12 protein-coding genes and 1 tRNA gene are annotated in these 12,371 nt (G+C 34.4%); 6 read left to right on the top strand and 7 right to left on the bottom strand.

The genetic code is table 11. The features are described 5' to 3' along the window. The first annotated feature begins 143 nt into the window (after positions 1-143). The 6 genes from ICJ83_RS15460 to ICJ83_RS15435 all read left to right on the top strand — a co-directional run bounded on the left by ICJ83_RS15460 (position 144) and on the right by ICJ83_RS15435 (position 3,442). Positions 144-231 (top strand) — tRNA-Ser (locus tag ICJ83_RS15460). 72 nt (positions 232-303) lie between these two features. Next, positions 304-1,080 (top strand): MotA/TolQ/ExbB proton channel family protein, encoded by a 777-nt coding sequence (locus ICJ83_RS15455; RefSeq protein ID WP_188231312.1) that lies wholly within the window; start codon positions 304-306, stop codon positions 1,078-1,080. A 21-nt stretch (positions 1,081-1,101) separates the two neighbouring features. Continuing rightward, on the top strand, positions 1,102-1,524 hold the full coding sequence (locus ICJ83_RS15450; RefSeq protein WP_188231311.1) for a hypothetical protein: 423 nt from the start codon (positions 1,102-1,104) through the stop codon (positions 1,522-1,524). Positions 1,525-1,535: 11 nt separating this feature from the next. Continuing rightward, positions 1,536-2,126 carry an ExbD/TolR family protein gene (locus ICJ83_RS15445; protein WP_188231310.1) on the top strand — a complete coding sequence of 197 codons (591 nt, stop codon included), beginning with the start codon at positions 1,536-1,538 and terminating at the stop codon, positions 2,124-2,126. Between the two features lie 17 nt (positions 2,127-2,143). Next, on the top strand, positions 2,144-2,620 hold the full coding sequence (locus ICJ83_RS15440; RefSeq protein ID WP_188231309.1) for an ExbD/TolR family protein: 477 nt from the start codon (positions 2,144-2,146) through the stop codon (positions 2,618-2,620). Positions 2,621-2,737: 117 nt separating this feature from the next. Then, positions 2,738-3,442, top strand: coding sequence for a porin family protein (locus ICJ83_RS15435; RefSeq protein ID WP_188231308.1), 705 nt, complete (start codon positions 2,738-2,740; stop codon positions 3,440-3,442). On the opposite strand, the gene ICJ83_RS15430 is transcribed toward ICJ83_RS15435, so the two are convergent. The 7 genes from ICJ83_RS15430 to pyrH all read right to left on the bottom strand — a co-directional run bounded on the left by ICJ83_RS15430 (position 3,437) and on the right by pyrH (position 12,362). After that, positions 3,437-4,042, bottom strand: coding sequence for a hypothetical protein (locus tag ICJ83_RS15430; protein ID WP_188231307.1), 606 nt, complete (start codon positions 4,040-4,042; stop codon positions 3,437-3,439). The two genes, ICJ83_RS15435 and ICJ83_RS15430, sit on opposite strands and share 6 nt — an antisense overlap. Beyond that, on the bottom strand, positions 4,042-5,502 hold the full coding sequence (gene rpoN, locus ICJ83_RS15425; protein WP_188231306.1) for an RNA polymerase factor sigma-54: 1,461 nt from the start codon (positions 5,500-5,502) through the stop codon (positions 4,042-4,044). Before rpoN ends, ICJ83_RS15430 begins: the two co-directional genes overlap by 1 nt. 67 nt (positions 5,503-5,569) lie before the next feature. Then, positions 5,570-7,006, bottom strand: a complete 1,437-nt coding sequence (asnS, locus tag ICJ83_RS15420; protein ID WP_188231305.1) for an asparagine--tRNA ligase — start codon at positions 7,004-7,006, stop codon at positions 5,570-5,572. A gap of 62 nt (positions 7,007-7,068) precedes the next feature. Next, a complete protein-coding gene (locus tag ICJ83_RS15415; RefSeq protein ID WP_188231304.1) occupies positions 7,069-9,459 on the bottom strand; it encodes an efflux RND transporter permease subunit in 2,391 nt (796 codons plus the stop codon). Between the two features lie 47 nt (positions 9,460-9,506). Continuing rightward, positions 9,507-10,778, bottom strand: a complete 1,272-nt coding sequence (locus tag ICJ83_RS15410) for a hypothetical protein (protein WP_188231303.1) — start codon at positions 10,776-10,778, stop codon at positions 9,507-9,509. A gap of 199 nt (positions 10,779-10,977) precedes the next feature. Continuing rightward, positions 10,978-11,535 carry a ribosome recycling factor gene (frr, locus tag ICJ83_RS15405; RefSeq protein ID WP_188231302.1) on the bottom strand — a complete coding sequence of 186 codons (558 nt, stop codon included), beginning with the start codon at positions 11,533-11,535 and terminating at the stop codon, positions 10,978-10,980. Between the two features lie 119 nt (positions 11,536-11,654). Beyond that, positions 11,655-12,362, bottom strand: coding sequence for a UMP kinase (gene pyrH, locus ICJ83_RS15400; protein WP_223154808.1), 708 nt, complete (start codon positions 12,360-12,362; stop codon positions 11,655-11,657). Positions 12,363-12,371 lie beyond the last annotated feature (9 nt).

The following is a 12,371-nucleotide window of genomic DNA, read 5'->3' as shown; positions in this document are numbered from 1 at the left end:
TATAATCGATTACCGAAAATATGTTAAATCAACGTAAGAAATAATACTATTAGGTAATTTGACTTAAAAATAACCCCTAAAATTTTAGCGTTCAAAGAATTTTTTGTTATTTGAGCCCCCGAAAAAAGTACAGGGAAAAATACAGAGAGGTGGCCGAGTGGTCGAAGGCGCACGCCTGGAAAGTGTGTATACGCCAAAAGCGTATCGAGGGTTCGAATCCCTTCCTCTCTGCTGAAATATATTTTTAAATTGTATTTTTTTTATATCTTTAACACTTTAACTAATAAAATTAAGATCTAGAACATGAAAAGATTATTTTCTATCCTTGCCATTACTGGAATGATGGCTTTTGGAACTGTTAATGCAACTACAAACGCAAGCACAACTGCAGCTGCAACTACTGTAGTAACAACAACTCAAGATGATGGTGCTGATGCTCCTGCAGAAGAACTTGGGTTTCATCAAGAATTAAAAAAGAGATTTATTGAAGGTGGTCCTGGATTTATGGGGATTGTACTTTTATGTTTAATCTTAGGTTTAGCAATTGCTATCGAGAGAATTATCTTTTTAAACCTTTCAACTACAAACACTAAAAAATTAACTCAAGAAGTAGAAGATGCCTTAAACTCTGGAGGTGTTGAAGCTGCTAAAGAAGTTTGTAGAAATACTAAAGGACCTGTTGCTTCTATCTATTACCAAGGTTTAGACAGAACCGACGAAGGTTTAGACGCTGTAGAAAAAGCTGTTGTAGCTTACGGAGGTGTACAAATGGGACAGTTAGAGAAAAACGTGTCTTGGATTTCTTTATTTATTGCCTTAGCTCCAATGTTAGGATTCATGGGTACGGTAATTGGTATGATTGCAGCATTCGATAAAATTGAAGCAGCTGGTGATATGCAACCGTCTCTTGTAGCTGGTGGTATTAAAGTAGCACTTTTAACAACAGTATTCGGTCTTGTTGTAGCGATGATACTTCAAGTATTCTACAACTATATTATTGCTAAGATTGATAGTATCGTTAACAATATGGAAGATGCTTCTATTACGTTAATGGACCTATTAATCAGAAACAAAAAGTAATAATAAAACAAAACACGAATTATGAAATTACATAAAATACTTAAGTATATAGCTTATGCTCTGGGTATTGTTGGTGCCATATTAGCACTAATGATTATGACCTCAGACTCTGAAGGGCTAATAGATAACATTTTATATGTTACCTATACTGTGCTTTTCATTGTATTAGCATTAATTGTTATATACGTGATAAAAGGTCTGTTTGCAGGCAATATTAAAAAGACGTTATTAACCGTGGGGCTATTTTTAGCCGTTATTTTTATTTCTTACATGATATCATCAGGTACAGATTTAAATTTAGAACCATTTAACGCAAAAGGATTAGGTATAACCGAAAGTATTTCTAAAAATGTAGGTGCTGGGTTAATTGCTTTCTATATCCTTTCAGCTACGGCAATTGGGGCAACACTGCTTTCAAGTATAAAAAAATTGTTACATAAATAAAAAAATAAGATATGGCAAAAAGAGCAGCTCCTGAAGTAAATGCGGGCTCCATGGCCGACATCGCGTTTTTACTGTTAATATTTTTCTTAGTAACAACTACTATTGAAACAGATGCAGGAATCAACCGTAAGTTACCACCTATGGAAGATGAAAACGTACAGCCTCCTGTAATTAAAAAGAAGAATATTTTTACGGTTTTATTAAATGGTAAAGATGAGCTTCTTGTTGAAGATGAACGTATGGAACTTAAAGATCTTCGTCAGGCGGCAATCGATTTCTTAGATAATGGAGGAGACGGTTCTTGCGATTACTGTAAAGGTGCAAAAGATTCTGAATCTTCTGATAATCCGGATAAGGCTATTATTTCATTGAAAAATGAACGTGAAACGACTTATAAAACGTATATCGCAGTACAAAATGAATTAGTTGCTGCATACAACGTTTTAAGAGATCGTAGAGCCACAGATTTATACGGTATAACATTTGCAGAAATGGAAGCAAATTACGACGATGTTAACTGGCCAGGAAATAAGACTAAATTGAAAGAGCAAATTGAGAAGATAAAATTAGAATATCCTCAAAAGCTTTCGGAAGTACAATAATTAAAATTTAACATTTTATGGCTAAATTTAATAAGAAAAAAAGCGGCGATATGCCCGCAATATCAACGGCGTCACTTCCAGATATTGTATTCATGTTATTATTCTTCTTTATGGTTGCAACTGTAATGAGGCAAAATACGTTAATGGTTGAAAATAATCTTCCTTTTGCTGATCAGGTTGAAAAACTTGATAAGAAAGATTTGGTTATGTATATCTATGCAGGTAAGCCTAGTGAAAACTACGCTAAGCAATATGGTAGTTCAGCCAAAATACAGCTAAACGATAAGTTTGCCGATGTAAGTGAAATTGCTGCCTTTATTGCAGCAGAGCGCGCATCCAAAAGAGAAGAACTAGTTCCTTTTTTAACTACGGCATTAAAAGTAGATAGTGATGCTAATATGGGACTGGTAAGTGATATTAAGAAAGAATTGCGTAAAGTAAATGCGCTAAAAATTAACTACACCACCAAAAAAGGAAGTGTAGTAGAACAATAGATTTTAATTCTTAATTTTATATAGTAAAAGCGTTTTGAGAAATCAAAACGCTTTTATTTTTTATAGGATATAAAATTAAATGATAAATTTATAGTCAATAATTAAATCTTTACCAACGTGTACAAAAGACATCTGATTTTATTGGTTGCTATAATTTCACAAGTGGTTAGTGTGGTTCAGGCTCAGGTTTTAGAGCAGACCAAAGTTATAGATTCCTTGTATAAAGAAGACCAATTCTATCTTGGAGTTACTTATAATTTCTTTGGGAAAACACCAGAAGATTTTCAGCAAAATGGAATTTCCAATGGATTGTTTATTGGCATTATGAAAGATATGCCCTTAAACAAGCGTAGGAACGTCGCTATTGCTTTAGGACTGGGGTATGGCACGAATACCTACAATAATAATTTATATTTAAGTAGAGACAATAATCAGAGCTTAGACGATAATATTATATTAGACGGTGATACCTATACTAGAAACAAGTATACGAATCATTACGTAGAAATACCTTTTGAATTTCGGTGGCGGACGTCTACCCCAGAAGTTTATAAATTCTGGAGGGTTTACCCAGGAATAAAATTTGGTTATATGTTTAATAACAGATTTAAATATCGAGGTGATTTAGGTAATGTAGAGTATCAGAATCTGAAATTATTCGAAAAGTTTCAGTATGGTTTAACACTGAGCACTGGTTATAATACCTGGAATTTACACCTATATTATGCCTTAACCCCAATTATCTCTGAAGACACAAAAATAAATGGAGAAAATATCGATTTAAACAGTATAAAGGTGGGGTTAATCTTTTATGTATTATAGCCAATAAGGGACCAAAATTAATTGCGGAATTAATCCTACGAAAAATCCTAAAATCAGTTCAATATTCGTATGCGCATTTACGTGTAATCGGGATGTAGCTACTGCTCCAGTAATAATACTCATTAAAGCTAAAGTTCCATTAATATTTATGTTAAAATGGATACTTAGAGCTATGAAATACATAAAAACTCCCGAAATTGCAATCATGTGTATACTGGCCTTGAATTTAAAAACAGCAAGCATAAGGCAGGTCATTGATGATATTAAAATACCTAAAAAGAAATAATAAAGCTCAATAATTTGGTTAGGGGTTAATATGCGCTGTAAAATAACAATTGTAACAATACAGTTTATGGCTAAAGGTAAAACGCGTTCTTTAACGTCGGGCATGTAAATAGATGATACCTTTCCTAATGTTTTAAGCAAGAAATAAAATATAATTGGAAGCAGTACTGTTAGAATAAAAAGGGCTATTAATTTTGCCTGAATAATTTCTCTTGGTATATATCGTGGCGATTTTGAAAAGTAAAAAATAACACCAAGAATAGGCATTATTAACGGATGAAATATAAACGAAATACTCTTTAAAATCTTACCCATTATATTTTTTTACGTAACCGAGCAACTGGTATATCGAGCTGTTCTCTGTATTTTGCGACTGTACGTCGTGCAATTGGATAGCCTTTATCTTTTAAAATAGAAGCTAAATTTTCATCGGTTAATGGTTTTTTCTTATTTTCTTCTTCTATTACAGTTTCTAAAATCTTCTTGATTTCTCGGGTTGATACGTCTTCTCCCTGATCATTTTTCATAGCTTCCGAAAAGAACTCCTTGATCAGTTTAGTGCCGTACGGTGTATCTACATATTTGCTGTTGGCTACCCGCGATACCGTTGAAACGTCCATATTAATTTCATCGGCAATATCTTTTAAAATCATGGGTTTTAAGTTGCGCTCGTCGCCCGTTAAAAAATATTCTTCCTGATAATGCATAATGGCACTCATGGTAACAAACAAGGTTTGTTGACGTTGCTTTATAGCTTCAATAAACCATTTGGCGGCATCTAGCTTTTGTTTTATAAAGATAACGGCATCTTTTTGAGATTTCGATTTTTCCTTTGATTCTTTATAGCCTTTAAGCATGTCGTTATAACCTCGAGACACGTGAAGTTCCGGGGCATTTCGACCATTTAAAGTGAGCTCTAGTTCTCCATCTACAATTTTAATGGCAAAATCGGGAACAACATGTTCCACTATACGGTTGTTACCCGCATAAGAACCGCCAGGTTTTGGATTTAAATGTTCAATTTCGTGAATGGCGTCTTTTAGTTGCAATTCAGTAACATCAAATTTTTGTAATAGTTTTTTGTAATGCTTTTTTGTAAACTGCTCAAAAGCATTATCAATAATGTCTATTGCCAACTCCGTATCTGGTGTTTTGTCCTTGCGGTGCAATTGAATACTTAAACATTCTTGCAAATTACGTGCCCCTACACCCGCAGGGTCTAACTGATGAACAATTTTTAAAACTTTATTTATTTTTTCTTCGGATGTATAGACGTTTTGGGTAAATGCTAAATCGTCCATGATATCAGAAAGTGATCGACGTATGTATCCACTTTCATCAACGCTACCTACCAAAAATTCGGCTATTTCCCGTTCTTCTTCGTCAAGGCGGTAAGTATTTAGCTGATTAATTAAATGTTGCGTAAACGATGTTCCTGCTGCATATGGCATACTTTTTTCCTCATCGTCGCTGCTGTAATTATTAGCCTGCATACGATAATCTGGAATCTCATCGTCACTCAGGTATTCATCAACATTTATCTCATCATTCCCTATGGTTTCACTATCGTTATACTCATCATTAGAATTGTCAAAATCCGAATCAAAATCTGTATCTAAAGATTCTTTACCACTATCTAGAGCTGGATTTTCTTCTAATTCTTGTTTTACGCGTTGCTCAAAAGCCTGCGTAGGCAACTGTATCAATTTCATTAATTGAATTTGTTGCGGAGACAGCTTTTGCGATAATTTAAATTGTAAATGTTGCTTGAGCATGTTGCGATTGGGATTTAGATAAAAGTAAAAAAACTTTTACTGATGTGTAACCATTTGTTTGATGTTTTTAAAATTCTGCATTTTGTGGTGTTCTAGGAAACGGAATTACATCTCTAATATTGCTCATACCTGTAGCGAACATAACCAAACGCTCAAAGCCTAAACCAAAACCAGAGTGAACTGCCGTACCAAATTTACGTAAATCTAAGTACCACCAAAGTTCTTCTTCAGGGATATTTATTGCAGCCATTTTTTCTTTTAAAACGTCCAGGCGCTCTTCACGTTGCGCACCTCCTACAATTTCACCAATACCAGGGAATAGGATATCCATGGCACGTACGGTTTTTCCATCGTCGTTTAAACGCATGTAAAATGCCTTAATGTTTGCAGGATAATCAAATAATATAACAGGACAATTAAAGTGTTTTTCTACTAAGTAACGCTCGTGTTCACTTTGTAAATCGGCACCCCACTCGTCGATAATATATTTAAATTTCTTTTTCTTATTAGGTTTGCTGTTGCGCAAAATATCAATGGCTTCAGTGTAGCTTACACGTTTAAAGTTGTTGTCGGTAACGAATTTTAACTTTTCAATTAACGTCATTGGGCTACGTTCGGCCTGTGGTTTTTTCTTGTCTTCGTCCTGTAAGCGTTTATCTAAAAATTCTAAATCTTCTTTATTGTTTTCCAGAACGTATTTTATTACCGATTTCATGAAATCTTCAGCTAAATCCATATTGCCAGGTAAATCCATGAAAGCTACTTCTGGTTCAATCATCCAGAACTCGGCCAGATGTCTTGATGTATTCGAGTTTTCAGCTCTAAACGTAGGTCCGAAAGTATAAACCTTACCTAAAGACATGGCGTAGGTTTCGGCTTCTAATTGCCCTGATACTGTTAAGTTTGTTTCTTTTCCGAAGAAATCCTTACTGTAATCTACTTCGCCGGCTTCATTTAATGGTGGTTTTTTAGAGTCTAAGCTGGTTACCCTAAACATTTCACCAGCCCCTTCGGCATCACTTCCAGTAATAATAGGCGCATGCATGTAATAAAATCCGTTCTCGTTAAAGTATTTATGTATAGCAAACGATAACGCCGAACGTAAGCGCATAACTGCACTAAAGGTATTAGTTCTAGTACGTAAGTGCGCATTTTCTCTTAAGAATTCGAAAGAGTGTTTTTTGGGTTGAATCGGATATGTTTCCGGATCAGAATCTCCTAAAACATCTACAAAATTGGCTTGTATTTCTACAGATTGGCCTTTACCTTGACTCTCAACTAAATCGCCTTTTATATGAATCGCTGCACCTGTGGTGATACGTTTCAATAGTGCTTCATCAAAATTTTCAAAATCTACAACACATTGAATGTTATTTAATGTTGAACCATCGTTTAAAGCAATAAACCGGTTTGCTCTAAATGTTCTTACCCAGCCTTTAATTTCTACTTCTGAGTTAGGTGTTATATGTTGTGATAATAATTCTGAAACGGTATATGATTTCATAGGTATTAAAATTATTAGTGTAAATATAAAATTTAGCCTGCTTATATTAAAAGAAGTACGTTTTATTCTTCGTTGTCGTCTTCTTCTGGGATAATATTTATTGAAGGCTCTTTTAAAACTTCTTTATTAGCAATACTGCGTTCTAATGATAATAATAACGATGGAAGCAGCAATAAGTTTGATAGCATAGCAAACAATAAAGTAGCAGAAACTAAAGCGCCTAAAGCTACCGTACCACCAAAACTGGATATGGTGAAAACCGAAAAACCAAAAAACAGAACAATTGAGGTATAGAACATACTCACACCTGTTTCGCGCAAAGCCCCATACACCGATGGTTTAATTTTCCAGTGTCTGGCCTGTAATTCCTGACGGTATTTAGCCAAAAAGTGAATCGTATCGTCTACCGAAATACCGAAGGCAATACTGAACACTAAAATGGTTGAAGGCTTAATAGGAACACCTAAATATCCCATTAATCCTGCCGTAACAAGCAATGGTAATAAATTAGGAATTAACGAGATGACAATCATTCTAACCGACCTAAACATGTATGCCATAAAAACAGCAATTAAAAGAATAGCGAGTGATAATGATATGACAAGGTTTTTAACTAGGTATTTAGTTCCTTTTTGAAACACCACAGCTTTTCCGGTCATCGTCACTTGATAACGTTCACCTGGAAAAAGTTTATCAATTTTAGTTTGAAGATTTTCTTCAATTCGCTCCATTTTTTCGGTACCAATGTCTTTCATAAACGTGGTGATTCGGGCGTATTGCCCTGTACTGTCCACAAAGTTTTTAAGTAAATCAACATTTGATGACGAATTTTTAGCGTACGATAAAATGAAACTGTTTTCCTGACTCGTAGGTAATTGATAATATTTTGTATTACCATTATAGTAAGCTTGTTTGGAGTATTTTACCAAGTCTACTACTGATATTGGTTTAGATAACTCGGGAATTTCGTTAATGGCTTCCTGTAGTGCATCCATACGTTTTAAAGTAGTCAGTTTCATAACGCCTTTTTTACGTTTGGTATCAATCATAATTTCAACAGGCATAATACCGTCAAATTCCTTTTCAAAAAATCGGATATCATTAACAAAGTCCGAATTTTGAGGCATATCTTCAATTAAACTTCCCGTAATTTTAATTTGATAGATACCAATAATACTAACAATTAGTAAAACTAATCCCGTACAATAAATAGCTATACGTTCATGTTTTACCATGCGTTCCATCCAGTCTACAAATCCGCCAATCCATCGCTTATTAAGATGCTCTAAATGACGATCTTTTGGAAATGGTAGAAAGGTATAAATAATTGGTATGATTAATAAGCACAGAATAAATATAGCAATGATACTTAACGATGCGACTATACCAAATTCTTTTAGCAGGGTGCTTTCGGTAAGAATAAATGTGGCAAATCCTGAAGCTGTAGTCACGTTAGTCATTAAGGTAGCATTACCGATTTTTGTGATTACGCGTTGGAGCGATTTTACCTTATTACCGTGTTTCTTTACTTCGTTTTGATATTTGTTGATAAGGAAAATACAATTAGGTATTCCGATAACAATTATTAGTGGTGGAATTAACGCTGTTAGTACTGTAATTTCGTAGTTTAAAGTACCTAAAATACCAAGCGTCCACATAACGCCAATACAAACAACAATAAGTGAAATAAATGTTGCTCTAAACGACCTGAAGAAAAAGAAGAAAATAAGTGAGGTAACCAGTAGTGCGGCACCTACAAACCAACCTATTTCATCTACAATAATTTGGGCGTTTAGGGTTCTTATATAAGGCATTCCCGAAACACGAACATCTAATCCTGTTTGGTCTTCAAATTTAATAATCGTTGGTTCAAGTATGTCTACTACAAAGTCTTTTCTTGCAGCGGTATTAACGATGTCCTTTTTCATGTAAATCGCTGTCCTAACTGTTTGGGTGTTTTTATTGAACAGAAAATTATCGTAAAAAGGATATTTATTAAATAATTCGTACTCTAAGGCTTTTATTTCTTTAGTAGAATGAATGGAATCTTTGATGAAAGGCTGCAAAACGAATTTTTCATTTTTATTATCCTTCACCAGTTTCTGGAGGTCTTTAATAGAAACAACCGTCTCAACTTCATCGAATTTTTTAAAATCTTGCGCTAACTTGTTCCAGGCATTTAGTTTTTCAACCGTTAATAATGTACTGTCTTTAACACCAAGAATAATAAGGTTGCCTTCTTCTCCAAATATTTTTAAAAATTCGTTATACTTAATATTAACCTCATGGTCGTCGGGTAACAAGTTGGCTTCGGTGTAGGTAAAGCGCATGTTTTTCCATTGCGTACTAAATAAAAGGGTAATGGCAACAATGCCAATTAGTATTCCTATTTTGTTACGTAAAATTAGTCGCGCAACAACATCCCAAAAGTGTTTTGTAAAAAGTTTAAGCATGCCTTAAATAAAAGTTGGGCAAAGGTAGAAAAAACAAGTGTATTACGTCATAAAGTGACGTTAAATGTAAACTTTAAAGCAATATTATCTTCTATATCTGGAAGGTGATAGGCGCCATAGCGATAAGTAAAGCTTAAACCAAAACCAAAAAGTAATTTGTTAAGCTCAAAACCCGTTTCGGTATACCCTTTATCGAGCGTATTGAAACTAATATTTTGATGACGTTGCGGATTGGTCATACTCCCTAATGCATAACGCGTAATAAGAACCATTTGAGGTTTGTGACTTTGGGATATGTTAAACGGTTTAAAATAGTGTTTTATTTGGAGGGTGGTGAATTTATCGGAAAAGAATTCGTTAAAAAACATGGTTTCAAAACTATTTATACCTGCTACCGAAAAGCGTTGTAATACGGTTTCTTTATTTATATTATTGGGGTAAGCGTGGTATAAATGGGATAGAGGAATGTCGCCATTAGCGATGCCTGCCACTACTATGATTTGTGTATGATTTGTTTTTTCATTACCAAATTGATAAATGGTTCTAAAATCTACTTTAGAAAAATTAAAATCACTTTTAAAAACATCCTTAAAGCTTTTTGTGTATTGAATGGTAAATTTAGGGAACCCTTTTTTAACTTCTTTTAAACCATGATCGGTATTATTAAATGTGCTAAAGGGGCTCCACTGCAAAGCAAATTTACTTGAACTAATATTGTATTCAGAATAATTTCTATTCTCGCCAATATAAGTGTAATTATAGGTGGGGTCGATATTAATTACTGAGAACTCTGTTTCAGAAATTAATTTTGGGGTAAATTGGTGTTCAATTTCAAGACTTTTGGTAAGGTGTTCATGAAATAGGTTGATATTTAATAAACGAGGTTCAAAAAATTGAAAGAATCGCTTATCTGTTAAAAATTTCGTGCTTCCTGTTTCCTGTAAATCGTCGGTGTAAGACACGCTTATCCAGGTGTTTGTTTTTTCGGCTACCCGATAAGCGCCGCCAACACTATATTTAAATTTATCATCACCAAAACCATACACCAAATACCCGTTAATTTTAAAGGATTTAGAAAGCGCATCGTTTGTAATGCCGCCGAGTCCTGTTCTTAATGCTTCGTATTGATTATATTTTACGAGATAGCGTAAATCAAAATTAAAGTATTTCGTTGGGAAATATCCGTTACCAAGATGTTGTATAAACGCTTTGCGCTTTAGAGAATCTTTCGTAGCCGACTGCGCTTCGAGGTGAGATACCTGAGCCTGCAACAAAAATGAAGCAAAAACATATAGAAACAGAAAACAATGTTTTAACATAAATATTTTTAAAAGCTTCAGACTCACAAAAAGTTGATGAACCGATTTCATCTGAAAAGTTATAGGTTTAGTATAATTAAAAAACTAAATAACTTAGGTTTTAAAAAATGCTATATCTTGTTGTTAAAGCTTAAGCCTGCCGATATAGCTTTTAATAATTTCAGATGTTCAAAAAAAGCGACTAATTGTCGCTTTTAAATTATACGGTCATAATTTCTTTTTCTTTCACGCTGAAAATTTCATCAACCTTTTTAACGTAATTATCGGTCATTTGTTGCACATCAATTTCTGCATTTTTTTGCAAATCTTCCGATACGTCTTCTAACTTTTTAATATCGTTGTTAGCGTCTTTTCTAGCGGTTCTAATACTCACTTTAGCATCTTCTGCTTCAGCTTTAGCTTGTTTGGCTAAATCGCGTCGGCGTTCTTCCGTTAATGGAGGTACGTTTATAATTATGGTATCACCGTTATTCATAGGGTTGAAACCCAAATTAGCAATCATAATACCACGTTCAATTTCTTGAAGCATATTTTTTTCCCAAGGCTGAACACTAATGGTTCTACCATCTGGTGTACTAACGTTTGCTACCTGATTTAAAGGTGTTTGAGAGCCGTAGTAATCTACCATAACACTTCCTAGCATCGCAGGACTTGCTTTACCTGCACGAATATTTACAAATGCTTTCTCTAAATGCTTTATTGCATTGGTCATAGATTCTTTTGCAGTGTCTAGAATAAATTGAATGTCTTCGTTCATGTTCTTAGTTTTTTATAAACCACCTTTATGTTTAATCAAAAAGGTTAAATGAGTGAAAATATTATGATTTGTGATGTATTCCTTAGTCGGAATGCAAGTTTCAAAAATTACGCCAAAAGTTATAAATTTACTTCGGTACCAACCTTTTCTCCTGAAACTACTTTAAGTAAGTTTCCTTTTTTGTTCATATCGAAAACGATAATAGGTAATTCGTTTTCCTGACTAAGCGTAAATGCTGTAGTATCCATTACCTTTAAACCTTTTCTTAAAACGTCATCGAAAGATATGAAATTAAATTTAGTTGCTTTAGCATCTTTTTCCGGGTCGGCATTGTAAATGCCATCTACACGAGTTCCCTTTAAAATAACATCAGCTTCAATTTCAATGGCTCTTAAAACTGCTGCAGAATCAGTGGTGAAGTATGGGTTACCTGTGCCACCACCAAAAATAACTACACGTCCTTTTTCTAAGTGGCGCATAGCGCGTCTTCTAATAAAAGGTTCGGCAACTTCATTTATTTTAATGGCCGATTGCAAACGTGTTGGTATACCAGCATCTTCTAGGGCACTTTGTAATGCCAAGCCATTTATTACAGTAGCAAGCATTCCCATGTGGTCTCCTTGTACACGGTCCATACCATTACTTGCACCAGCAACACCTCTAAAAATGTTTCCACCACCAATTACAATGGCTACTTGAACACCTTTCTCGGTAATTTCTTTAATGTCTTTTGCATATTCGGCTAAACGTTCCGGGTCTATTCCGTATTGGCGTTCTCCCATGAGTGCTTCGCCAGATAATTTAAGGAGTATTCTTTTGTATTTCATTGTTTGTTT

It is taken from the genome of Aestuariibaculum sediminum (assembly GCF_014596945.1).
GTDB classification, from domain to species: domain Bacteria; phylum Bacteroidota; class Bacteroidia; order Flavobacteriales; family Flavobacteriaceae; genus Aestuariibaculum; species Aestuariibaculum sediminum.
This window is presented reverse-complemented; position numbering and strand designations above follow the sequence as displayed.

Excerpts from the sequence above, each read along its gene's own strand:
- ICJ83_RS15455 (WP_188231312.1), top strand. The coding sequence starts at position 304 with ATGAAAAGATTATTTTCTATCCTTGCCATTACTGGAATGATGGCTTTT.
- ICJ83_RS15450 (WP_188231311.1), top strand. The coding sequence starts at position 1,102 with ATGAAATTACATAAAATACTTAAGTATATAGCTTATGCTCTGGGTATT.
- ICJ83_RS15445 (WP_188231310.1), top strand. The coding sequence starts at position 1,536 with ATGGCAAAAAGAGCAGCTCCTGAAGTAAATGCGGGCTCCATGGCCGAC.
- ICJ83_RS15440 (WP_188231309.1), top strand. The coding sequence starts at position 2,144 with ATGGCTAAATTTAATAAGAAAAAAAGCGGCGATATGCCCGCAATATCA.
- ICJ83_RS15430 (WP_188231307.1), bottom strand. The coding sequence starts at position 4,042 with ATGGGTAAGATTTTAAAGAGTATTTCGTTTATATTTCATCCGTTAATA.
- rpoN (WP_188231306.1), bottom strand. The coding sequence starts at position 5,502 with ATGCTCAAGCAACATTTACAATTTAAATTATCGCAAAAGCTGTCTCCG.
- asnS (WP_188231305.1), bottom strand. The coding sequence starts at position 7,006 with ATGAAATCATATACCGTTTCAGAATTATTATCACAACATATAACACCT.
- ICJ83_RS15415 (WP_188231304.1), bottom strand. The coding sequence starts at position 9,459 with ATGCTTAAACTTTTTACAAAACACTTTTGGGATGTTGTTGCGCGACTA.
- ICJ83_RS15410 (WP_188231303.1), bottom strand. The coding sequence starts at position 10,778 with ATGTTAAAACATTGTTTTCTGTTTCTATATGTTTTTGCTTCATTTTTG.
- frr (WP_188231302.1), bottom strand. The coding sequence starts at position 11,535 with ATGAACGAAGACATTCAATTTATTCTAGACACTGCAAAAGAATCTATG.
- pyrH (WP_223154808.1), bottom strand. The coding sequence starts at position 12,362 with ATGAAATACAAAAGAATACTCCTTAAATTATCTGGCGAAGCACTCATG.